This is a genomic window from Globicatella sanguinis (assembly GCF_002847845.2).
Lineage (GTDB): Bacteria > Bacillota > Bacilli > Lactobacillales > Aerococcaceae > Globicatella > Globicatella sanguinis.
The window spans coordinates 1,979,951-2,005,081 of record NZ_CP126962.1 but is presented as its reverse complement, the minus strand read 5'-3'; the positions used below and the strand labels follow the sequence as shown (position 1 = coordinate 2,005,081).

The 25,131-nt window shown below is 36.5% G+C and carries 19 protein-coding genes; 4 read left to right on the top strand and 15 right to left on the bottom strand.

Features of this window, described 5'->3' with window-relative positions; translation table 11 throughout:
* Window positions 1–95 precede the first annotated feature (95 nt).
* Window positions 96–959: a BglG family transcription antiterminator LicT gene (licT, locus tag CYJ72_RS08965; RefSeq protein WP_284629430.1), complete on the bottom strand. Its 864-nt coding sequence runs from the start codon at window positions 957–959 to the stop codon at window positions 96–98.
* 626 nt (window positions 960–1,585) lie between these two features.
* On the opposite strand from licT, the gene CYJ72_RS08960 reads away from it, so the two are divergent.
* From CYJ72_RS08960 to CYJ72_RS08950, 3 genes are all read left to right on the top strand, one after another.
* The gene (locus CYJ72_RS08960; RefSeq protein WP_284629428.1) at window positions 1,586–2,200 is read left to right on the top strand and encodes a GntR family transcriptional regulator; all 615 of its coding nucleotides are present in this window, start codon (window positions 1,586–1,588) and stop codon (window positions 2,198–2,200) included.
* 119 nt (window positions 2,201–2,319) lie between these two features.
* Window positions 2,320–3,612, top strand: a complete 1,293-nt coding sequence (locus CYJ72_RS08955; protein ID WP_284629426.1) for a quaternary amine ABC transporter ATP-binding protein — start codon at window positions 2,320–2,322, stop codon at window positions 3,610–3,612.
* A complete protein-coding gene (locus tag CYJ72_RS08950; protein WP_284629425.1) occupies window positions 3,612–5,360 on the top strand; it encodes an ABC transporter permease/substrate binding protein in 1,749 nt (582 codons plus the stop codon). Before CYJ72_RS08955 ends, CYJ72_RS08950 begins: the two co-directional genes overlap by 1 nt.
* A 224-nt stretch (window positions 5,361–5,584) precedes the next feature.
* On the opposite strand, the gene ltrA (CYJ72_RS08945) is transcribed toward CYJ72_RS08950, so the two are convergent.
* From ltrA (CYJ72_RS08945) to CYJ72_RS08885, 13 genes are all read right to left on the bottom strand, one after another.
* Window positions 5,585–6,868 (bottom strand): group II intron reverse transcriptase/maturase, encoded by a 1,284-nt coding sequence (gene ltrA / locus CYJ72_RS08945; protein WP_284629402.1) that lies wholly within the window; start codon window positions 6,866–6,868, stop codon window positions 5,585–5,587.
* Window positions 6,869–7,438: 570 nt separating this feature from the next.
* Window positions 7,439–7,639: a cold-shock protein gene (locus CYJ72_RS08940; RefSeq protein WP_078756648.1), complete on the bottom strand. Its 201-nt coding sequence runs from the start codon at window positions 7,637–7,639 to the stop codon at window positions 7,439–7,441.
* Between the two features lie 446 nt (window positions 7,640–8,085).
* The gene (locus CYJ72_RS08935; RefSeq protein WP_284629422.1) at window positions 8,086–8,697 is read right to left on the bottom strand and encodes a DUF5052 family protein; all 612 of its coding nucleotides are present in this window, start codon (window positions 8,695–8,697) and stop codon (window positions 8,086–8,088) included.
* Between the two features lie 153 nt (window positions 8,698–8,850).
* Window positions 8,851–9,756 (bottom strand): Rgg family transcriptional regulator, encoded by a 906-nt coding sequence (locus CYJ72_RS08930; RefSeq protein ID WP_284629420.1) that lies wholly within the window; start codon window positions 9,754–9,756, stop codon window positions 8,851–8,853.
* Window positions 9,757–9,825: 69 nt separating this feature from the next.
* The gene (locus CYJ72_RS08925) at window positions 9,826–10,503 is read right to left on the bottom strand and encodes a hypothetical protein (RefSeq protein ID WP_284629418.1); all 678 of its coding nucleotides are present in this window, start codon (window positions 10,501–10,503) and stop codon (window positions 9,826–9,828) included.
* A gap of 98 nt (window positions 10,504–10,601) precedes the next feature.
* Window positions 10,602–11,321: an IS21-like element helper ATPase IstB gene (istB, locus tag CYJ72_RS08920; protein ID WP_284629417.1), complete on the bottom strand. Its 720-nt coding sequence runs from the start codon at window positions 11,319–11,321 to the stop codon at window positions 10,602–10,604.
* Window positions 11,314–12,552, bottom strand: a complete 1,239-nt coding sequence (gene istA / locus CYJ72_RS08915; RefSeq protein ID WP_284629415.1) for an IS21 family transposase — start codon at window positions 12,550–12,552, stop codon at window positions 11,314–11,316. The genes istB and istA overlap by 8 nt, the downstream gene beginning before the upstream one ends.
* A gap of 3 nt (window positions 12,553–12,555) precedes the next feature.
* The gene (locus CYJ72_RS08910) at window positions 12,556–12,810 is read right to left on the bottom strand and encodes a hypothetical protein (RefSeq protein ID WP_284629413.1); all 255 of its coding nucleotides are present in this window, start codon (window positions 12,808–12,810) and stop codon (window positions 12,556–12,558) included.
* Between the two features lie 148 nt (window positions 12,811–12,958).
* Window positions 12,959–13,126 carry a hypothetical protein gene (locus tag CYJ72_RS08905; protein ID WP_284629411.1) on the bottom strand — a complete coding sequence of 56 codons (168 nt, stop codon included), beginning with the start codon at window positions 13,124–13,126 and terminating at the stop codon, window positions 12,959–12,961.
* A 271-nt stretch (window positions 13,127–13,397) separates the two neighbouring features.
* Entirely contained in the window at window positions 13,398–14,282 is an 885-nt protein-coding gene (locus CYJ72_RS08900) for a class C sortase (RefSeq protein WP_257876925.1), read from the bottom strand.
* A 4-nt stretch (window positions 14,283–14,286) separates the two neighbouring features.
* Window positions 14,287–15,477, bottom strand: coding sequence for an LPXTG cell wall anchor domain-containing protein (locus CYJ72_RS08895; protein ID WP_101813195.1), 1,191 nt, complete (start codon window positions 15,475–15,477; stop codon window positions 14,287–14,289).
* A gap of 120 nt (window positions 15,478–15,597) precedes the next feature.
* Window positions 15,598–17,067: a SpaH/EbpB family LPXTG-anchored major pilin gene (locus CYJ72_RS08890; protein ID WP_284629408.1), complete on the bottom strand. Its 1,470-nt coding sequence runs from the start codon at window positions 17,065–17,067 to the stop codon at window positions 15,598–15,600.
* 60 nt (window positions 17,068–17,127) lie between these two features.
* The gene (locus CYJ72_RS08885) at window positions 17,128–21,447 is read right to left on the bottom strand and encodes a SpaA isopeptide-forming pilin-related protein (RefSeq protein ID WP_284629406.1); all 4,320 of its coding nucleotides are present in this window, start codon (window positions 21,445–21,447) and stop codon (window positions 17,128–17,130) included.
* Window positions 21,448–21,566: 119 nt separating this feature from the next.
* Here CYJ72_RS08885 and CYJ72_RS08880 point away from each other — a divergent pair, with 119 nt between their 5' ends.
* Window positions 21,567–22,529: an IS30 family transposase gene (locus tag CYJ72_RS08880; protein WP_284629404.1), complete on the top strand. Its 963-nt coding sequence runs from the start codon at window positions 21,567–21,569 to the stop codon at window positions 22,527–22,529.
* A gap of 855 nt (window positions 22,530–23,384) precedes the next feature.
* Here CYJ72_RS08880 and ltrA (CYJ72_RS08875) read toward each other — a convergent pair.
* A complete protein-coding gene (gene ltrA, locus CYJ72_RS08875; protein ID WP_284629402.1) occupies window positions 23,385–24,668 on the bottom strand; it encodes a group II intron reverse transcriptase/maturase in 1,284 nt (427 codons plus the stop codon).
* Between the last annotated feature and the right edge of the window lie 463 nt (window positions 24,669–25,131).

Sequence of the window (25,131 nt, the reverse complement as noted above, 5' to 3'; positions counted from 1 at the left end):
ATCTGAAAAAGTCGATAATTCGGCTATCAACATTCTCCAAACAAGAATAACTTAGATTATCCACCTAGGTTTCGCCTGCATTACCAGTCACGATCCTATTCATGTGAATTCTTCTGTTGCTTTATTTGACTTTGAGTAATAGAACGTTGGATATGAATCGCTAAATATACTTGCTCATCTTGATTGATAGTAAATTGATGAACTTTTTCAGTATATTCTTTAATTTTCTCCGTACATTCAAACGCTTTAGGATAAGACGCTTTTACTTGTTCAAACAAGAAAGAATCTGCTTCTCCGTGATTGATATTTTTAACAATCCGTTGCGCGAAAAATTGTAAATGAGTGACAAATCTTGAATAAGTAATCGATTCTTCATCAAAATTAATCCCAAAATAATTGCGTACAATATTTAAAATATCCCGTACAATCTTCGTCATTTTAATGGTTTGTTCTAAGTGATCACCTTGCTTACTTGCATTCACTAAATGTAGTGCAATAGAAGTGGCTTCACTTTCATCAAATTGAACCCCAGCAATCTTCGCTATGACATCAAGCGCTTCTATACCGATAGCGTACTCTTCAGGATAGAAGTTTTTAACTTCCCATGAAAGCGGGTTTTCTAAACTAATCCCATCTTGTTGTCTTTCAATCGCAAAGTTAATATGATCCGCTAAAGCAATATAAACATTTGACTTTAAGGTAAGATCCAATTTCTTTTCTGCTATATCCACGATTTTTAATAAGGCATCAATCACTTCTGGTTTGGTACTTTCATATAAATCCGAAAAAATCGAAGCAGATTCTTCTTTTAATACGAAGGTCTTCTCTACAATATCTTCTGCGATGTCATCTCCGAACTTTTTACCAAAAGCCAATCCCTTCCCCATCACAATGACTTCTTTATTAGATTCGTCCACCGTCAAGGCCACGTTGTTATTGAAGACTTTAAGAATCTTCACCTTATCACCTCACCCTCTCAATGAAAAAAACCTATATAAATACAAATTGTCATTCAATCGATACTTAGCCCATAGCTATAAAAAACAACTTGTATGTATATAGGTTTTGCCTGCACGACCAGTAACAATCCTGATAAGCTTATATTATCAAAGGTCTATTCGTTTTGCAACCCCTTTTATAAAATTTCTTTGAAAGCACAAAAAATCGAAAAACAATTGAATTTCGCCTGGTCTTAGTCAATCACACAGTTGGGGTTGGATCAGAAGTAGAAAATTGAATGATTTTTGTATCGTCTCTTCCCCCCCACAAATGGGTGAGTCTAAAATTGTCACTCTCTTCGTCATCTAAATGTCATGTTCACCCCCACAAGTGAGTGAGTCACAAACCACCATATTCCAATGTGACTCCAACATGCTAAAGGTAGGCATATATAGTAGCATTCGATTCATTTAGTTTCACATATCATTTTACATCGTCTTGTTAGATAGATATCGACGTCCGACCATCATTTAAGCTATCATTATCTAGGCGGAAGCTCATTTTTTTCATTTCTAAGTGACTACCTTTCTATTGCATTCTGGTCACTTATGGTGCAAAATAGAAATCATACATAGGAGGTGACAAGATGAGTTATGCTAAAACACCCGCATATAAGAAAATCAGTCGAACACTGATTGACCGCATCGCTTCAGGCTATTATCAAGAAGGACAAAAATTATCGATACGTACGGATATAACCAGCGAATTTAAGGTATCTCCTGAGACTGCGCGTAAAGCCGTTAATTATCTCGTTAAATTAGGCATTATGCATTCTTACCATGGTTCCGGAACAGTGGTGGCGTCAAAAGATCGTGCGGTGCAATACATCAAAAATAATAAAGACGAAATCATCATTGATCAATTACACAATGAAATCTCTCAAAGTTTATCAGACCAACAACAAACCTGGAAAGTTTTCCAAGACAAAGTAACGCAACTGATTGACTATTCTTATAAAATGAAATTAAATAACCCCTTCAATCCTTTTGAAATTTATTTAGACCATAATGCTAAATATCTAGGAAAATCCATCGAGAGTCTTAATCTATGGTCCAACACCCATGCTACCCTTGTGGCACTTGAACGAGAAAATGAATTGATTCTTTCTCCCAATCCAAAAAGTCAGTTAAAAGAAAAAGATATTTTATATTTTATTGGGGAACCGCAAACAATCGCATCAGTAAAAACTTTCTTCTATTAATAACATTGAAAACTAAACTTCATTTTCATGAAAATGAGTTTGAATCATTTGCAATAAGTGACTATTCCATGTATTATAGGATTGTCACTTATTTAGTTTTTAAGAAAAGGGGAAATGTTTTGACTAAAGTACAAATAAGAAACCTTACCAAAATTTTTGGTAAGAAAACCAAACAAGCACTTGATTTAGTAAAACAACAAGTGCCAAAACAAGAGATATTAAAAGAAACTGGCGCCACAGTTGGTGTCTATGATATTTCAATGGACATTAATGAAAATGAAATTTTTGTGATAATGGGACTATCTGGTTCTGGTAAATCCACTTTAATTCGTTTATTAAATCGTTTAATTGAACCAACTTCCGGAGAAATTTATATTGACGGAAAAGATATTAACAAATTAGACAAAGAGGAATTGCGTCAAGTTAGAAGGGAAAAGATCAATATGGTCTTTCAAAACTTCGCTCTTTTCCCACATCGTACCATTTTAGAAAATACAGAATATGGTATGGAAGTTCGTGGACTTGATCCAGAAGAACGGACAAAGCGCGCAGAACAAGCTTTAGAAAACTCGGGTTTACTTGCCTTTAAAGATCAATTCCCTGATCAACTTTCAGGAGGGATGCAACAGCGTGTCGGTTTAGCCCGTGCGTTGGCGAATGATCCTGAGATTTTATTAATGGACGAAGCTTTTTCTGCCTTAGATCCTTTAATTCGTCGCGAAATGCAAAATGAATTAGTAGAACTACAAGATAAAGTGCAAAAAACGATCATCTTTATTACCCATGATTTAAATGAAGCTTTAAGAATTGGTAATCGTATCGCAATTTTAAAAGATGGTCAGTTAATGCAAGTAGGTACCGGCGAAGAAATCTTAACCAATCCAGCGAATGATTATATTCGTGATTTCGTTGAAGAAGTCGACCGTTCAAAAGTATTTACTGCAGAAAATATCATGGAGCCTGCTATCTCTTCAAATATTGATTTAGATGGTCCACATGTCGCATTAACTCGTATGCGTCAAGAAGGAAGTTCTTTAGTAATGGCGATTAACTCAAAACGACACTTATTGGGTTATCTTGATGCCGATGATTTATTAAGAGCGAGAAAAGAACATTTACCATTAAACGATGTGATCAATGAAAATGTAACTCGCGTCGAAAAAGATACTTTGGTTAGCGATTTATTTGAATTAACCAATCTATCACCCGCTCCCATCGCTGTTATCGATGAAAATGATCGTCTAATAGGCGTTATCCGTCGTGGTCAAATTATTGATTCTTTAGCAAAATACACTGATGAATCAGATAATGATACCAATACAACGAATTCAGCTGAAACGGATGCTGTTAAAGAAGCAACCACGATTGATTCTGCCAATACTCACACAGCAAGCAAGGAGGTGGCTAAATAATGAATTCAGTTCAAAATTTTCTAACTCAACCTATACCATTGTCTGATTGGGTCAATAGTGCAACTAATTGGATTACCAATACATTTAGTCGACTATTTAATATATTACAATCCATCGGCGAAATTACGATGAATGGTCTTACCGATTTATTGGCGTCAATTCCCGCTCTCTTATTTATTATTTTAGCGACTGTCGGAATGTATTTCTTATCTAAAAAAAGTAAAGGTATTTCTTTATTTACCTTTCTAGGCTTACTTTTCGTCTTTAATCAAGGTTTATGGCCAATGTTAATGAGCACCTTAACCTTAGTACTCATTTCAAGTTTAGTGTCAATTATCATTGGGATTCCCTTAGGGATTTTGATGGCAAAAAATCAAGTAGCAGCAAAAATTATTGCACCGATTTTAGACTTTATGCAGACGATGCCTTCGTTTGTTTACTTAATTCCAGCGGTTGCCTTCTTCGGAATCGGAATGGTTCCTGGAGTGTTCGCCTCGGTTATTTTTGCCTTACCTCCTACGGTTCGCTTTACTAATTTAGGGATTCGTCAAGTACCGAAGGATTTAGTCGAAGCTTCTCAAGCGTTCGGTTCAACGGGGTTTCAACGATTATTTAAATTAGATTTACCAATGGCTAAAGATACCATCTTTGCTGGTATTAACCAAACCACAATGCTCGCCTTATCAATGGTCGTAACGGCATCAATGATTGGAGCACCAGGTCTTGGTGAAGGTGTCTTAACGGCATTACAAAAAGCTAATATTGGTTCTGGTTTTGTCTATGGTGTTTCACTGGTTATCTTAGCGATTATCGTGGACCGCTTTACTCAACTATTAAATCGTCCTCGTGTCGCTAAAACCAAAGAAGAAAAGAAAAAAGCACGAATAAAAACATCGGCTATCAGTTTTGCTGCATTAGCTTTACTAGCTGGTAGTACGGCTTATTCTTACTTAGCTAATGCCAATAAACAAACGGTTACCTTGGCTTCTAGTCAATGGGATGCCGATTTAGCCACTTCAACCATTGTCAAACAAATTCTTGAAGAAATGGGCTATGAAGTCGAAATAAAACCATTAGATCCGGCTATCTTGTTCTCCTCAGTCGCTTCAGGTGAAACAGATGGTACATTAGTACCATGGTTACCTTATACTCATGCCGCCATTTATGAAGAGTATAAAGATAAAATCGTCGATTTAGGTCCCAATACCACAGGTGCTAAATTAGGACTGGCTGTGCCAACCTATATGGAAGATATTAATTCGATCGATGATTTAACGGATGAAGCCGGAAAAGTCATCACTGGAATTGAACCTGGAGCTGGTATTACGAAAGCTACGGATGAAACCATTAAGACCTATTCAAATTTAGATGGATGGACTCAAAAGACCTCTTCTACGGGAGCAATGACCACTCAATTAGATCAAGCCATTAAAAATAAACAAGAGATTATTATTACTGGCTGGACACCACACTGGATGTTCGAACGTTTTGATATTAAATATTTAGACGATCCTGAAGGCACAATGGGTGGTGAAGAACAAATTGTCAGCTTTGGTCGTATCGGTTTAGAAGAAGATATGCCGGAAGTATTTCATATTTTAGACCAATTCGAATGGGATATTGCTGATTTGGAAGCCATCATGAACGAAATGGAAAACGGTCAACCTGCTGAAACAGCCGCTTCAGAATGGATTGAAACGCATCGTGACAAAGTAGATAATTGGATTGAAACAGCTAAACAATCATAAATATTAAAGTAAGAGAGACTAACCACCAAGCACTTGTTTGGTAGATAGTCTCTTTTTGGAATGAGTCAAAACAAAAGTGAGTTTGGTCTTAGAAGCCCCCTTCTCTATTCGCTACAACCAAAATGCAATATAAATAGATTTCAACATCTTACAAAGAACGATCGAGTAGGGACGGTTTCCCGTCCCTCTCACACCACCGTGCGTGCCGTTCGGCACACGGCGGTTCAATTAACTTTTAACGCATGTCGCTTTATATAATAATCATAGATACTTATTAATCCTCTTATTCTTAGGATATCTTTTGTGATGTAGTATTGTATCCCTGATTTAAGTGCTACAAATTGATAATGGTCTCCCCAACCAGAGACTTTGTCTGCCATTCCTTTAGGCATTCCTAGCTTGGCAAGTCCCCAAAGTCGTTTGCGTTTGGTCTTCCATTGTTTCCATATCACGACCCTTATACGCGTTCTTAAATGCTCGTCAATCCTTTTTAGTCGTGTTTTCATCGAACTTACGCTGTAGTAGTTAACCCAACCTCTTATAACTTGATTTAGTTTCTCAATTCTTTGGGTGAGTGAAACGCTCCAGCTTCGTTTGCTCAACTGCTTTAATTTGCGTTCAAATCGTGCTATCGACTCCTGATGTGGACGCGGTGCCCATTGTCGACTCTTTGTGTTTTTATAAAAACCGAATCCTAGGTATTTAAGTTTGTTTGGGCGCGTTATTTTTGTCTTTGTCATATTGACTTTTAATCCCAGTTTCTGTTCAATGTAGCGAGAAACACTGTACATGACCCGTTTGGCTGCTGCTTCACTTGAGACTGCTATAATGCAGTCATCTGCATATCGCGTAAACTGTAGCCCTCGTTTTGTTAATTCTTTGTCCAATTCGTTTAACATGATATTGGATAGGAGTGGAGATAAATTCCCTCCTTGTGGGGTTCCTTGAGTACTTTCATGATAAACCCCCATGATTTGCACTCCAGCTTGTAAATATTTTCGTATAAGTGATTCAACATCGCCGTCGTGAATAAGTTCATGAACCCGTGACATCAGTCGGTCTTGTGGGACGTTGTCGAAAAACTTTTCAAGGTCAATGTCCACTATCCATTCATAACCATCGTTAAGGTAGCTTAATAACTGCATGATGGCGTCTTCACAGGAACGTCCCGGGCGAAATCCATAGCTATATTCACTGAAGTGAGGTTCGCATAAGGGGGTCAATACCTGTACAATAGCTTGTTGAATAATTCGGTCCATGACAGTCGGGATACCTAAATTTCGCTTACTGCCGTCTGGCTTCGGTATTTCAGCTCTGAGCACTGGGGTCGGTTTGTATTTGCGGTGGATTATCTGACCTTTAATATCTTGCCAGTTTGCTCGGATGTATTGTTCGATTTCATCCACCGTTATACCATCAAGTCCCGCTCTTCCTTTGTTCCGTTTCACTTGCTTGAGTGCAAGTGTCATATTGGAAGTCGATAAAATTTGTAATAATAGTTGCGACATGGTGTGTCTCCTTTCTTGTTTCGCTGTTCCTATTTGTCTTATTTTTTCTGTTATTTCTCCATCAATACGTGATATTGTCCTAACTAGTCAGACATATAAAGGAGTACAATTCGAGTAGTTTACACTTTGTTAATTGTTCAGCCCTTCGCTCCACTTACATTACGCAAGCTTCGACACTACTATGGCTTCGGCTGACTTCTCATGATTCGTTATTACTACGTCTGAGACGCTCATGAGACCTCACGGGATAAGTCATACATCTTTCCTCGTTTACTCCCACAATTTACACGCATAGGTTACGACTATCTATTTGGACTTTAATGCTTTTGGCCATCTCATCCGCTATACGCGCCTTCGTATTGTGTTCCTGTTCGTGGAGCCACGATTTCGTTATCTCTTCTTCTCCTCGCCACCTCACGATGGTCAAGCTTGAGAATCACTATTGGGTTCACCGATAGCAGGTGCCCTCAGGGACTTGCACCCTAGATGTATGACATGCCCGTCATACCAAAAAACACCTCATCAATTTTCCGTAGAAAACGATGAGGTGTTTGATTATTTATTCAGTGATTATAATTTAACGATATTAGTCGCTTGTAAACCACGTTGACCATTTTCAATGTCATATGACACTTGTTGGCCTTCTTCTAATGATTTGAATCCAGAACCTTGAATTTGAGAGAAATGTGCAAAAACGTCATTTCCGTCTTGTCCTGTAATGAACCCAAAACCTTTATCTGCATTAAACCATTTAACTGTACCATTTTCCATGTGTAAATCCTCCTGTGTGCCTCTTAAGCACTTGATATTGCAATAACAAAAATAAATTTAAAGATATGATTTACAAATGAATGGAAAAAATATAATTAATTAATTTCTTTACTACATACTTAGTTTAACACTTATTTGACGCTTTGTATATAGCATTTAGAAAATAATTTTAAAAAAACGCTTTATGTTGAAAGTTTCACTATATTTTCACCTAAAAAGCATAATCTTAATGTAAATGCCATAAATAACACTGGGGAAAATTCCGAGATTTGAGGTGCACGCTTGTTCAACCCTCCTTCTCCACTCCAAAAAATGAAGATAAGCAGTTTACAAAAGATCGTAAACACATAACCAACCATCCTTTCCCACTCTCTCAAGTCCTTCTTCAAAAAAACGCTCAACGATTTGATGATAGTCGTTAAGCAGCTTTCCATAAAGAAACTGAATTATTTTAATAAAGCATTGTCATAGATGGTATAATCACAACGGTAAATGAATAAGTATTTTCCGTCTACAATTAAGCCGGTTGATTTAGGCACATCGGTTTTAAAGTAAGAAACATTATTACCTGAATACACGGCTAATGGGGTCCCATTTTGACTACGGATTAATACCGTCTTTTTCTTACCAAAGAAAGATTGCCCTAATTGGTTTTGCATGCGAGAAATAAATGGTAAATTCGAACGCGAATCATATAATTCTACTTTGTTTGGAATTTCCATCGTTAAGTCCTCTAACCCTGTTTCGGCTGCTATTAAAGACGAGCCAACATGAGTCATCGTATGGCCACCAATTTGAATATTTAACACATGTGAATCGCTATTGGAATCACCTTCATGATTAGTCGAATCAAATTCTGTTTCGCGTTCAATCGATACCGATTTACCCGTGATAGAATCGATTACTTGGGCTGTATCATCATACGTTTGCACCGTCATTGTTAAGCCAATAAAATCTTGTTTGAAACCCGAGATAAATTCACTAATCGCCTGACAGCCTGATAATAATATCACCGAGACTAATAACACAGTAAATTTTTTTAAATAGGATTTTTTCATGATTCACGCTCCTGATTATTGTTCTTAAAACTATCATATCATGTTTTCAATGAAGAAAAAGATACTTGAGACTAATTATTTCGATATTTATAATCAAGCTAACTTTCATTTATCGGATAAAAAATCGAACTCGTTCAAATAAATGACTTACGGTCACTTCTCTTTAAATAAATTGGGATAGTTTTCTGCTTTTAACTCCTGTTTGATATTATAATCTTTGGTATAACCAACATAAAGGTTCCAAGAACTTATTCCTGGACGTACTGCGCCTAGTTCATTAAGAAATGAAAAATAACGATCGAGTTCCTGATTCATTTCGGTGTTGTTTTTAAATATCAGTTGATACAAATAATAGAAAAATTGGTTAAATTGTAGCTCATAAAAATATTTCTCATTAAATTGAATTGCTAATAAGCGTTGCAATATTGTTTCTATTTTTTGTTCCTCTTGGTAATCAAAACACAACATAATAATCACATGTGCACAATGGATGGCGAGAGATTGTGTTATTATAGATTGTGAATCGATAACTTTTAAAATATTATGATAAATCATATCGATATAGTCTGGCTTGGTAATTAATAAACCGATGCGAGCAAAAAGTTGCAGTTCAAAGATAAACCAAGTTTCACTTTCATAGAAAAATTGTTGTAGAGGTAAGCTGTCTTCTGGTAAAACTTTATTTTTTTCCAACATGCTAATGAAACTATTCGCTACGTGGATTAAAGTGGAAACTATTGGTATCTCTTCTTCCAATGATTCCAGTTTCATTTTATATGCCTTAAGACCATTGAGATCCGCACTATGATAAAGATTAACCACTTGATCACAAAATTCGTAAAAGATACGGTTTTGTTTAAATTCTTCTGCTATTAAAATCGATTCTCGTTCATCTAAATGAAGTCGTTCGAAAAGTAAAAGGACTGTCTCCACTCGTATATCTGTTTCGCCTTTTTTAAATAAATCATATGTAGAGCGTGACATGAGATTACCAATAGTGTCGTCAATCGTCATATTACGATCAATGCGTATTTGTTCAATTATTTCTCCTACATGCATAATAATTCTCCTCTTAACTTTCTATAAGTGGTTAAATTCTGTAATGGATTATAAATAAACTTACGATAATTACTCTAAATGCATCGTAAAATACTGTTGATATTTTTGAGTTAATTCTTGCACGACAGTGTTAGCACCAAACCTTTGACAATTTTCAAATAACTGTTTTACTGCTTTCTCTTGCTCTTTATTATTATCAGTTTCGACTAATAATCGATAAAAATGCAACATGACACGTTGTTTAAACAAAATGTGCGAACGCGGATGAGTTTCGATTAGCTTTTCAAATCTTTCTAGCTCCATCGGAGTCCCTTTATACAACAGGTAAAAATAAATATTACTACACAAAGTATATACTACTTGTGTGTAATCTAAAAATATTTCTTTGGCCACATATTTTTCTGCTTGGTCAAAAGCTTTATAAAGTAAAAAATCTTCAAAATGATGCATTGTATGAAATAGTAATGCAAATTCAAAATGATACCACCTTGGCATATTGCGTAAATAAGACTCAATCTCCATTAATTCTGACTTTGGAATAGGTATTTGATAGCGGACTTCTAAAACTAAATCTATATACCAATTAATATGCTGATAATATTCATCTTCTTGTGCTAAGCTAGTAATAAAATTTTTTGCTGATAATAATTGAGTGCGGTCATAGTGTTGCAAGCTAGACAAATCCACCCAATCAAAATTATAAAATTCTTCCCGCTTAAATAAGTCCACCTGATCAATTAATTTCAAAATATCTTCAGCATCAACTTTTAGACGCAAAGATGTATTTGGCAATAGGGAATTGCGTTAAACGGCAATTAATTTTGTATGCCACTTGCCATCACTATCTACTCATGAATTAATGACTCTTTATAACGGAAACTATCGCCTCTAAACATTAATAAATGGGAATGGTGAATGAGTCGATCAATAACGGCTTCCGTTAATACTGGATCTCCAAAGACGTGATTCCATTGCCCAAACTGAAGATTCGTTGTGATGATTAAGCTCTTGTTCTCGTAACACATAGAAATGACCTGAAAGAGTAATTCTGCGCCCTCTTTGTTGAGAGGGATATAACCTAATTCATCTAAAATTATCGCGTGTTGCTTGTCTAGCTGTTTCATCAACTTTGGTAGCTGTCCTTGTTGATTTGCTTCTATAAGCTTGTTAACTAAGCCTGCCACGGTAAAGAACTTCACCTGGCTGCCATATCTATGTGTGGCATTTAGGGCAATGAGCGTAGATAAATAAGTTTTGCCCGTCCCAACACCTCCATAAAGAATGAGATTTTCTTGTCTCTTAATGAAATCACCCTGAATAATCGTATCGCGGTCGATTCCGTGCGGAATCTGAATATGTTCCCACTGAAAAGGCTGATGGCCTGTTTTAGGTAGTTGCGCTTGCTTCAACAGTAAGTTGACTTTGCGCTCTTCTCGATGCTCTATTTCCTTTTCAAACAACTTAACCAAGTAAGTTTCATTTGACTCGGCTGTCACCTCGTGGTAATGTTCTCGAATCCAGCTGAGTTTTAAGCGTTTGGCGTATTCTATAATTTGATTATTCACGCGCTCCACCTTCTTTCGCATAGAGGGCGTCATAATGATCAAGTCCTCTTGTGATATCAGGCATATCCGGTAAAGACATTTGTGGCGTGTATGTTGAATAATCCTCTTGATTATTAACGAGTGAATAGAATCGATGTTTAATTTGATCAACACTTGGATGTCCTTGTGCTGATACATCATTTAGCGCCTGATTCAGTAGCGTGAAATCATCATTTTTAAGTAACGTACCTAATAATCTTAAAGCTTCTTTTTGCTCATCTTCTGTACAAGCTTTTAAATATCGCGTCCATTCTTCTGGGAAATGATCATAGATACTGGTGTACTTAATCGCTCGTGGTCGTCGAGATAATAAATCAAGATAGGGTTGCCAAACCATTGATTTTCGTCTAACACCATAGAGTCTCGAATGATGAACCACAGCTTCATGTTGCTCATTTAAAACACTCACTGAATGATATGTGATCGCAACGGTTAACTTATCCCCAGCGAATCGAGGCGAACTTGAGTATTGTTTTTTATCCACAGTAATAAAACCATATTTATCAGCTTTAACTACTTCATAACGTACGCAATCAAATGATTTCTCCGGAAGGAGAAGCCATTGTGCGCAATCCTCTTGATAGAGCGTATCTATTGGCACATCCTTTTTGTAATGAGAACGATCACGATCATCCTCAGCTTTTTGCCATAACGTTTCATTAAATTGATCTAAATCTTCAATATGACATTCCGGTAATAAGAAATTATTCCTTACATACTTCACCATCGCTTCGACATGGCCTTTTTCGTTCCCCTTACCTGGATTACAAAATTCATAATGAAAGCCATAATGCCCCACAAAGCGTTCAAACACATCCGTGAGCTTTCGCTCTCCTTTGCCTAATATCTTTTTCACTGCCGGTCTAAAATTATCAAATCGAATGGTTCTCGGAACCCCACCCATATGATGAAACATACGTTGTAAACCTTCGAGTAAACACTCTACATTTTCCGAAGGAAAAACCTGAAAATAAAACGTATTACTGAAAGGAAACGACATCACCAAATAGGGTAACTCCATCGATTCTGATTGATAAACAAAAGGAGCCGTTCCGAAATCCACTTGGGCTGTCCGCGGGATAGATTCTAAAGGTAAAGCCGCTTGATCAACCATTGTTTTTAATTCTTTTTTTCGTTTAGAAACATACTGGCGAACACTTCTCTCAGACCCTTTAAAATCATGCTTTTCCACAAGCTATTGAAATAAACGTTTCGCCGTGCGGCGATATTTCCGTTTCTTTTTAGAATCCTCATTCAACCATTCATCAAGAATTGGTTTTACTGGATCCATGACAGGTGCCTTTCGGCACTGAGGTTTCTTAACTTCAAAGTCTTCTTGATTGGCATATTTTTTTACTGTACGAGCATCGAAACCTGTCTTTCGACTAACACTTGCATAACTTTCATCTTTTTGATTCACTTCATATCTGATATAATTTACTTCAGCCACTGTTAACATCTCCTAAATATCCTCCTGTCAAACGTTATTGGTCTAACGAGGAGTTTAAAGTTATTTTTGAATGTTGGCAAGTGGTTTTTTTGTATATTTTTGGTCGAATTTGACCAACATGAATTAACTGCCGTAAACTACATTTCAATTATGCCATATACAGCAAAGATAATTCTACAAATTTTGACAATGACAATCTCGTTTCATTGTTAACAAAACGATTGTAAGTCGATCGAGATAAAACGCCTTCGATAAGTGTGTTAATTGGTATATCTCTTTTCTGTCTAATATATTCAATAGCATAACCTAACTTCATCGAGTGACCTCCTTAATAAGATACCAATAAAATATTATCTTCAACAGCTTATTTAAGAAAGGGGTTTCGAAAATAACGATGAATAATAATAGATTAACATCTTCTCCCGTAGTTTGCGTACGGCTTAAAAATTATAAAATAAAGAACTTATTAAGACTATTATAACACAATTCTAACATTTCCTCTCCTTATTATTAGTTGACTATTTCACCCATACAAAGCTGAAAAGAGCTATTACCAATTTAATAATTGAATTATAGCTCTTTAAATTTTAGTTATTTTTATTTCTTTTTCTTCGTCGTAAAAATCCTAGTAAATTGAGGAATAACACAAAAATTAAAATACCCAATGTAATATAAAACAGTATTCGATATCGATTATTCATTCGATGTTCTTGAACTTGTTTTTCAGCAATTGCTTGGTCATATGGTACTCGATGGCCACGCACTATTAATCGATGTGAGTTTATCATATAAGGCGTACAGGTTAAGAGCGTCATATAATCATGACCGGGTTCTATTTTCAATTGATCGACTTCAGTGGGTTCAATGACTAAAATCTTATCGACTTGGTAGGCAATAGTTTCTTTAACATTTTTATAATAGAAATAATCCCCTTCTGCCAGTTTATCTAAATCTGTAAAGAGACGTGCATTTGGCAAGCCTCGATGTGCAGTCAATACCGCATGAGTATTATTACCTCCGACCGGTAAAGATGAGCCTTCTAAATGTCCTACTCCTTTTTGAAGGACTGTTTCAGAAGTGCCAGCAAATACAGGCAATTCTGCCGATATTTTTGGAATGGTCAAGTTCCCCATTTGTTCATGAATTTCCAACATACTAGCATATTCTTTTCGACCAGCTTCTATTTCTTCTTGACTATAAGGATCTTCCACTTGGGTTGGCCCTTCACTTCTTCCATAATATAATCCGGCATTAAAGGCATTAGCCAGATAAATGCGCTGGTCTATTTCTTCATCCGTTAATTTTTCAGCTTCTTTTTCAAAATAATTAACTTCTACTTGAGATGCTTGATAGTATAGGTACTGACTAACGAAAGGGAAAGCTAAAACACTCGCTCCAATAAGAAATAACAAAGCAAATAAGAATAAGACGAAAGGATTTTTCTTTTTCTTTGATTTAATAGAATTGCTCAATTCATTATTTTCCTTTCTTACGTAAGAATAAAAGGCCAAAGCCTAATATAAAAATGGCTATTACCGATAAAATTCTATTCGTGGCTTCACCCGTCTCTGGTAAGTATTTATTCGGTTTGTTTGGTTTTTCCGCAATTGTTGTTTCATTGGGTTCACGGTGATTTAAGATGACCATTACAGTTTTGTTATAAAAACTTTCAGCCGTTATTTCAAAGGGAATAGGTTGAGTTGACAATTGATAACGATCGCCATTTAAAATTGGTGCTTGGATTTCAACTAACTGATACTTACCGTAAGGTAAATTTTGTACTTCGAAGTACCCATTCTCTGCTGATTGTACTGTATAGGGCTTTAAATCGATACGATACGTTTGATATTGATGATCAACCCATTGTTGAACTTCAAAGACAGCACCTGCTAGTCCAAGTGTTGGGTCTTTTGCGTCCACTTTTCTAAAATGATAACCGCCTAACTCAACTGCTTCATTATAGACAACTAATTCTGTTGTTTCTAAACTATTTACCGTCACTTTTATGGTAGCTTCCAACGGACGATACCCCGTGAGGGGTTTTATTTCTTTCAGTTCATACTGACCTGCTGGGAGTTGTTCAAGGTAAATTTCGCCTTTTTCATCTGTTTGCAAAAATGAAGAACCTTTTCCATCAGTAGTAAATTTTCCCTTATTGAATAAAAGAGGAGTCAGTCCATTTTGATAATAGAGTTCAAATCCTACATCAGCTAGCAGTTTTCCTGCTTGATCTTGCTTTATAATTTTTAGCGCTCCATCCATTTGAGTACTTTTAGGATTGATACGTTGATTATTACTTGGTAATTCAGCAAAAAAAGGTTGGATATTGTCGTTAAATTGATTTTTTGATAATGCACGGACATAATAAATACCTGCTGGGAGTGTAATCTCCGTATAGCCTTGACTATCAGTCTTATCAGTATCGTAATGCGTTGGAAATAATGCATCTAATTCAGCTATGCTAAAATTATTCATTTTTTCTTCTTGTTCTAGATAGGATAAATCTTCGACATGCCATAAGGTATAATGAATATCTGCTACTGGGTTATCGCTATCATGAATGATTAATTGATAACTTTCAGCAGCATCTACCTGTTGCAGACTTAACCATGAAATAATCATCAATAGCATAGTTAGCCATAAGGTTCCTCTAAATAAATGTTTCATCCAACCCCTCCTTTTTCTTCCTTCATAACCTTTCCTTTCTTAAATCGACAAATGGTTTGTCAATTTAAGGAAGGAAGCGAAAATAAATTCGCTTCTGTTTCTTTTACTACGCTACTTTAATTAAGCAAATTTTTTGTATCCTAAAGCTGCTAATACCATCACAATTAAACCAATCACTACGAAGATAACAGAACCAATACCACCGGTATTTGGAATGTTCGGTTGGCTATTGTTATTGATAACTGAACCTGTAGGCTCTGCATGTAGTTCAACTTCATTTTCGTTATATGAATTTTGGTTAACAGTGAATTTTAGACCCTCTCTTAATTCTGCTGGAATCACATAGCCCTCTGGCGCTTTCGTCTCAATGATATAATACGTCATTGATGCTGCATCTAATGTTTGTGATGTCGCGCCGAAGTCGAGACCTTTTACTTCGAATGTACCATCTTTTGACGACGTTAATTTAGTTGCTGAATCTTGGTCATCTACCCATGTAATTTTTCCATTTTCATCTTGTAACATGAATTTACCTTCAGTATTTTTGATGACAAATTCAGCACCTTCTAAAGATTTTTTAGCAACTGGGTCTTGTTTTTTGAATTTTTTACCCCCTGTATAAACAACAGGGTCATTTTCTACTTCTTTTGTTATTTCACTTGAACCCTCACGTTTATATGTTAGTTTTGCATCGTTTGGTAAATTAGTCGCAATCACAGCATCTTTCGTAATCACAGCATCATAACGTAAGTATACGGTTTTACCAGCATTCGCCTTTAAAGTTTTGATTTGGCTCGTTAAGTCAAAGGTTGCTGTTCGTCCATTAACTGAAGAAGTAGGCGTAACAGGTGTTCCACCTTCAACTGTCGCCGTTTCTGTTATACCTGTTTCAGCAATAAAAGCTTGAACATTGATTGGATCTGCAAAAGCTAACCCTGCTGATAAAGTATCGGTAAAAGTAAAGCTTGTTAATTCCCCTGCTGGAATTTTTGCTTGAATCCAGTAAGTAATCGTATCCCCAACCGCATATCCGTCACTTTTAGCTTCTAAATTTGTAACAGTTTTGTCAATACTTGAAGAAGTCGTATTCTTTGGATATAAGTACACTTCTTCTCGACGAGTTCCGTCTTCGTTCATTAAAGGCAAACCTAAAGCAAAATCAGTCGCCACATAGCCTTCTACCCCTAAAGTAGCTGCTACCTCGCGGTTTTCAGTAATCCAGTAATAACCATCCTCTAATGATAAGGTTGCTAAACCTGCGCCAGATGTAGTTACAGTTTCCACTAATGTTGTAGGTGTCGGTGGCGTTTTACTATCTACCCAAGCTTTATATTCATCTTGTGAGATCGAATAAATATTAAATTGAGCACCGTTAATATAAGAAGCGCCTTCGCCAAATTTTTCTTGAATATTTAATTGTGATCCATCATGTTCAGATTCTGATAATTTTTCCTCTGACACAACTTTTGTAATATTAACAACGGTTGTGCTTGTCGCCGTTTGTGCATTGGCGACGATTGGTGTAAAAGTATTCATCACTAATGTTAAAACTAAGAATAACATTGTGAATAAGTTTTGTTTTTTCTTCATATTTAAACCTCTTTCTTTTTAAACCTCATTGAAACATTGCAACTTGAACTCAACCTGAAATTAATCTCCCCTTTCAGTTTTATTTAGATAGAGGTACCCCGATGCAATCGAGGTTACCATGAGTAATAAACCAACAGTCGTATAAAGGAGTATTCCTGAACCACCTGTATTAGGAATCTTTGTTGGGAGATAATTTTTAACGTAATACTGATTTAGCTGTTCTGAATCTTTTTCAACAAAATTAGTATTGCCCGAGAGTAATTTGCTCTCTACTCGCTTAGTCACTTCATTATAAACGACTTCAATTTCAAATGGTTTGCTTAATAATTGATAATCATTCGGTGCTTTAATTTCTGTTATGCGATATCTACCTAAAGGTAAATTTGGGATGGTAATTTGTCCATTGGTAGTAATGTCAACGGTCTGATTAAAATCCGTTGTTTCCATCCCTAAATTGTTAATCGAAACAACTTGGAATTGAGCACCATTTAAACGATTTTGATCGGTGATGGTTTTAGAGCCGTCAACTTTAACTAAAGTGATTTCACCAACTAACTTTTCATTCAAGACATTGCCCTCGGCATTTACCATTGGATTTTGAATATTTGTCATTTCAAGTGACTTACCATCCGCACTGACTATTAACTCAAAGGTCATCGGCGATTTAATACGTTTGTAACCCGAAGGAGATTTCGTCTCAGTTAACTGGTAAGTACCAACTAGTAAACCTGAGAATTTCACTAGACCTGTACTATCAGTGGTCACCACTTGCTTGAAGCTTGCATCATTTGTTTTTGTTAGTGTAAATTCTGCATTGGCCAATAAGTTTAAGCTGCCCTTATCTCTCTTCATGAAGCTCAAATCGTAAGTGAGTGGTTTATTATAGATAATCGCTTGCGAATTCTCCGTTACTATTAAAGTGTTGGCAACATTTTTCATTTCTAACCCTGTACCATCTGATTTTACTGCGATGTCGAAGGTCATTGATTGAGCGGGCATTTCATAGCCACTCGGGGCTTTTGTTTCTGTTAAAGTATAGGACCCCACCGTTAACCCATTGAAATTAATACTACCATCGTCTCCTGAGATAACGACTTGTTTAAAGTTGGTTTCCCCTGATTTCGTTAGGGTAAATTCTGCATTGGGTAAAACCGTTTGGGTATTTTGAGCTTTTTTAATTAGGCTAAAATCATAAGTATACGGTTGATTATTCACCACATTCTCGGTACCTTCAACTGTTATAAAGTTATTGGTTAAGTAATTTATAGTTAATCCAGAATTATCTGGTTTCGCTACCACTTCAAAGGTCATCGGTGTAGAATTAAGTTTATAACCCGTTGGAGCTTTCGATTCTTGTAGAGTATATTTACCAATAGTTAAATTGGTAAATTGAATTTTACCATCTTTATCAGATTGAATGGTCTGATTAAAGGTTGTGTCATTTTCCTTCGTTAATCTAAATTCTGCTCCAGCCAATACATTCTTATTCAGTGAATCTTTTTTAACAAGGGTTAAACTCGTTTTATAAGCTGTGTTTTTAACATCAAAAATAAAATCGAGTGTATGCCACTCATAACCACTACCATACGGATTGGGTAATTGCGTATAGGTAAAACCACCAGTAGTGTTAGGAACTCTTTGATAACGGTCGATTAAAAATGAAACTTGTCCGGTTGCCGGATTTTTCTTCACTTGAATTTTGTAACCATAACCACTCAATTGATAACCTATCGGTGACTTCGTCTCAAATAACCAGTAAGTGCCATTTTCTTTAATGGTATCCCTAATGACCGCAATACCACCCAAGGTGGAAATGGAGGTGATAGCAGTGCTTGGTGTATTATTAGTGCTATCATGACCATATAAAGTAAACGTCGCTGGCGAAGAGCTAATCGCATTACCCGCTTCATCTAACTTTTTAATATTTAAAGGATAATAATATGTCCCGGTTCCAGTGGAGCTATTTCCTGATGGAACATACGCATTAATTACACTGTTGGAGTGGAAACGGTTACCGGGATTATCATAATCAGCGATTGCATTTAATTGCGCACCAATACTAATTTCTGTAGAACCAGGAACTTCTTGATGATTAAAGACTACAACATAGCGTTCACGTTGGTTAAGATACGAATTTGTCGTCCATCCACGTGTATTAGGTCTCCACATTTGAATATCATATCCACCATCATCTCGTTTTATTTTGGTTACATCCTTATTAGAAATCTCAGTCCAACCGGTTGTATTAGGTCTAAAGTTAGATGGTAAATCACCATAAGTATCCGGAACTTTATATATCTTAATAGAATTCGGGTCTACTATCATATTTTTTGAAAAAATACTTAGCGTAGCCTGTCCCAAACGATTTTTAGTTTGATTAACATAAATTGTAGTTGTATAGGTTGGTGGACTGGTTGTGCCGTTTATTGATATGGTGCTAACTTGAATGCTTTTATCTGTTTGCAAACCATAATCAAATGCCATCAATTCTGTATGAGTTTCACCCGCAAAATTTATTGATACTGGTGTAAAAACTTTATCGCCTTTATGATTAGCGTATAATTCTGTAAATCTCCATTGGAAAGACCCCGTAATATCTTTTAGCATAGACACAATGTCTGTAAATGTATATTTAGCTGTATTAGTGGTCGCATCATAAACACCATTCGCAATGATACTACCATTTGCAGCATATAACGGCGGAACTGTTCTTGGTACATTTAGTGCACCGGGTTGGATCATTTCACCAAAATTTAAAGTAAAATAATCTCCCGGATTAACATCATTAGCTATAGAATAAGTCCCAGAAACAACCACATCGTCTCCCGACGTAAGCCAAACCATATTTTCACTTCCATCACGAGGAGTAGATGATTTCAAATCTAAATTCTCAAAGGTAATGGAACTATCTACCGCTCTAGGTGCCGATTGACTGGCAAATCGCGACATTTTGGAAAATAAACTCTCATTAGTAGGATCAATTACTGTTAATTCAATTTCGTAAATGGATTCTGTACCATCTTCATATAGAGCTTTAAACTCCCCTATACTAGTCCCGATCGTGGTAGTATCTGGATCAGTTATCCATTCAAAGTGAATAGTGTTAGGTAAATCATCATAATTTAAAATAAACGTTTCAAATCCGATAATACTGTCTTTTTCAACTTCCATTCCTTGGTTTAGTTGTAATAATTCCGCTTGAGTAGTTGTCTCTTCTACATTCATTGTCAATTCTTCATTGATCTTTTCAGTTGAGTCCTCAATCAGATTATCTTCTGGCTCTTCGTTCGTCATTTCAGTAATTAATTCAGTTGTCATATTATTTTCGCTGCTAGCGTCGACGTCTGAAAATGTGGTAGTATCTGATATTGTGGTGACTTCATAAGTGGTATCTTCTGATGAACTCATCGCACTTTCTTCTACTATCGTCGACTCCGTTTGCGTTGTGGTCACTAATTCGGTCGTTGTATTTTCTGCCTTTTCGATCGTCACTCGTTTTTCAACAGTGTAAGCTTGACTCACTCCACCAGAATAAACAGTATTAGTGGCTTTAACTAAATAACTCTCTTGAATATGATTTAACACACTGGTCGTGATTGATATTTGCGTGTTATTTAAACTGGTTGGAACAAAAACTTGCGCCACTGTTTGTTCACTATTAACATAAGCAAGCTGCCACATTTTTTCTTTATTGACATCATAAGGATCTTTAGGTTGAGTCAAACTTTCTGGATTGACAATACTTTCATCCCATACCGGTGCTACTGGCTCTACCGGTGATAATGATACTCCTGGTGACCCTCCTCCAGAAACGGTTGATTCTGGGATAACCTGTTCTGATTCTTCAGTCCCTGGTGTTTCAGTTACTGGTTCTATATATTGCGTCGTCTGTGCCGCCTCATATTCCGCTAAATCTTGTAAATACTGTTCGTATTCCTGTTGATACTGTTGAACGGCTTGATCATATTGAGCAACAGCCGAATTATAAGTTTCTACAACTTGGTTATAATCTTTTAAATCTAAATAATACTGTTCCTTCTCTTTTAAGTATTGATGATATTGATTTATTTTCTGAGTATATTGTTCAAAATTATTGGTTGTGGGTAATTTAATTAAATCCCTACTGGTATCGATTAATTTAATGACACTAATTTTTTCAGTATTGTTTGGTAAGGTCAGTTCAACAAACTGATCTTCTACCGCTAAACCACTGGCATTAACTGATAAGACCCAATTAGATTCTCGGTCTGGGTAGTGCTCTAGTGAGAGCATGGTAGACGATTCTTGCGCACTCACAATCGAAATACTATTAAGAATGGAGAACAGATGAGTCGTTATTAAGATGAGTGTCATAATCTTTCTGAATATATTGTTGTTCACTGGACATCTCCTTTTTTACATTAATATCTTGGATAGTAAAATTAAGCTAGAAAAATACATAGGCCATTTGTATGGTATCCTAAACATAAAATCACATGCTAAGGAAGGAGTACACACAAATGGTTTATACACATCTTACCATGAAAGAATTGATTTGGATAGAAAATTATTACGATAGCGGTAAAAAAGTAACGGATATCGCTAAAAAATTAAATCGGGCCATCCAAACCATTTATAACGTCGTTAATTTTCTTAAAAATAGTGGTAATATTCAGGAATACTACGATCAATATAAAGAGAATAAATCACGCTGTGGTGCCAAAAAGAAGGTCTTTAACACTAAACAAATCACATATATTAAGAAAAAAGTGGACCAGAGGTGGTCTCCTGACGTCATCATTGGTCGGAATGAACTCCCATTAGGATGTACAGCTCGAACACTTTATCGTCGTTTTAAAGACTCGGAACTCTTTGACCCCTCAACTTTACCGATGAAAGGTAAGAGAAAGCCCAATGGACATCAGGAAAAAAGAGGTAAACAACACTTTAGACGCACCATCGAAGATCGTCAAAAAGAAAATCCACAATATGAGAAAGAATTTGGACATCTAGAAGGTGACACGATTGTCGGAAAAGACCATAAGAGTGCAGTCCTAACACTGGTCGAAAGAATCAGTAAACTCATCATCCCGATAAAAATTAACAGTCGCAAAGCAAGTGATGTGCGAATCGCTTGTGATAACTGGTTTGCTTATTTACCGAGAAATTTATTTAAATCCATTACGTTTGATTGTGGAAAAGAATTTTCTGATTGGCAAGCCATTTCAAATGTCAATGACATCAATATTTACTTTGCTGATCCCGGTTGTCCGTCACAACGCGGCTTAAATGAACACTCTAATGGACTACTTCGAAGAGATGGGTTATCTAAGGGGATGGATTTTACCGATATATCGCAGGAAATACTCAGCCAAACAGCTCATTTCCGCAATGAAATTCCACGAAAATCATTAGGTTATCGAACGCCAATTGAAGTTTTTATCGATTGTTGTAAGGAACTTGGATGGATAGATGCTTTCTAATGCACACAATGTGTTTGTTAAGACAGTGAATCCATTGCGTAAGGCACCTGATTGTTAGAGCTTGACTTGGTGCCTAGCCCGGCATGATGATTTGGGGATGCTTTTTGGGTCTCCTACCCAAACCCTTTCCCCAACTCGCTATTCGCGAGTATCATACCGGAGCATCCAAGTAAAGCTCTAACGATTTAATGCATCAATCTGACTCACTACACTTGCCACAAATCTGACGGTGTGGAAACCTTAAAGTCAGTGGCTAATTTATACTTGAACTTTCGAACAACCATTTTAATTATCAATTAGAAAAAAAGCAAACGTATTATGTGTTAGGAAAAAATTCTAGCTTAATTTGACAATCAAAAAAATTAAAATAATTCTATCTAACTTTTACATCAACTCCACAAACGGTTCTTAGCTCTATAACCATTCTAATTCTAATTAAATATACCAGAAATATTTCTCTTCGAATAAAACGTCCCAAATTTTAGACAAAATTGTTTTATAAACATTAAATCCATTAAGAATATATTAAGTTACATGCTTAATTATGATACAGCTTGTTTTTCATGTGACTAAAAACAAACAACTCCTTGAAATATATCATTATATTACTAACTACGATTTTATTAAGTTGACAAAAAAAGATTACTCCATTTGTTTTTATAACCGGGGAAGTTACGTGCAACAAATTGGATAATGTCATTCTGACTATTATAGCATACTAATAAATAAACGTTAAAAGATTCATTGATGAATATTCAATTTGCGATAGTATGCAGTTTAAACTTTGATAAATCGAGTAGGGACGGTTTCCCGTCCCTCTCACACCACCGTGCGTGCCGTTCGGCACACGGCGGTTCAATTAACTTTTAACGCATGTCGCTTTATATAATAATCATAGATACTTATTAATCCTCTTATTCTTAGGATATCTTTTGTGATGTAGTATTGTATCCCTGATTTAAGTGCTACAAATTGATAATGGTCTCCCCAACCAGAGACTTTGTCTGCCATTCCTTTAGGCATTCCTAGCTTGGCAAGTCCCCAAAGTCGTTTGCGTTTGGTCTTCCATTGTTTCCATATCACGACCCTTATACGCGTTCTTAAATGCTCGTCAATCCTTTTTAGTCGTGTTTTCATCGAACTTACGCTGTAGTAGTTAACCCAACCTCTTATAACTTGATTTAGTTTCTCAATTCTTTGGGTGAGTGAAACGCTCCAGCTTCGTTTGCTCAACTGCTTTAATTTGCGTTCAAATCGTGCTATCGACTCCTGATGTGGACGCGGTGCCCATTGTCGACTCTTTGTGTTTTTATAAAAACCGAATCCTAGGTATTTAAGTTTGTTTGGGCGCGTTATTTTTGTCTTTGTCATATTGACTTTTAATCCCAGTTTCTGTTCAATGTAGCGAGAAACACTGTACATGACCCGTTTGGCTGCTGCTTCACTTGAGACTGCTATAATGCAGTCATCTGCATATCGCGTAAACTGTAGCCCTCGTTTTGTTAATTCTTTGTCCAATTCGTTTAACATGATATTGGATAGGAGTGGAGATAAATTCCCTCCTTGTGGGGTTCCTTGAGTACTTTCATGATAAACCCCCATGATTTGCACTCCAGCTTGTAAATATTTTCGTATAAGTGATTCAACATCGCCGTCGTGAATAAGTTCATGAACCCGTGACATCAGTCGGTCTTGTGGGACGTTGTCGAAAAACTTTTCAAGGTCAATGTCCACTATCCATTCATAACCATCGTTAAGGTAGCTTAATAACTGCATGATGGCGTCTTCACAGGAACGTCCCGGGCGAAATCCATAGCTATATTCACTGAAGTGAGGTTCGCATAAGGGGGTCAATACCTGTACAATAGCTTGTTGAATAATTCGGTCCATGACAGTCGGGATACCTAAATTTCGCTTACTGCCGTCTGGCTTCGGTATTTCAGCTCTGAGCACTGGGGTCGGTTTGTATTTGCGGTGGATTATCTGACCTTTAATATCTTGCCAGTTTGCTCGGATGTATTGTTCGATTTCATCCACCGTTATACCATCAAGTCCCGCTCTTCCTTTGTTCCGTTTCACTTGCTTGAGTGCAAGTGTCATATTGGAAGTCGATAAAATTTGTAATAATAGTTGCGACATGGTGTGTCTCCTTTCTTGTTTCGCTGTTCCTATTTGTCTTATTTTTTCTGTTATTTCTCCATCAATACGTGATATTGTCCTAACTAGTCAGACATATAAAGGAGTACAATTCGAGTAGTTTACACTTTGTTAATTGTTCAGCCCTTCGCTCCACTTACATTACGCAAGCTTCGACACTACTATGGCTTCGGCTGACTTCTCATGATTCGTTATTACTACGTCTGAGACGCTCATGAGACCTCACGGGATAAGTCATACATCTTTCCTCGTTTACTCCCACAATTTACACGCATAGGTTACGACTATCTATTTGGACTTTAATGCTTTTGGCCATCTCATCCGCTATACGCGCCTTCGTATTGTGTTCCTGTTCGTGGAGCCACGATTTCGTTATCTCTTCTTCTCCTCGCCACCTCACGATGGTCAAGCTTGAGAATCACTATTGGGTTCACCGATAGCAGGT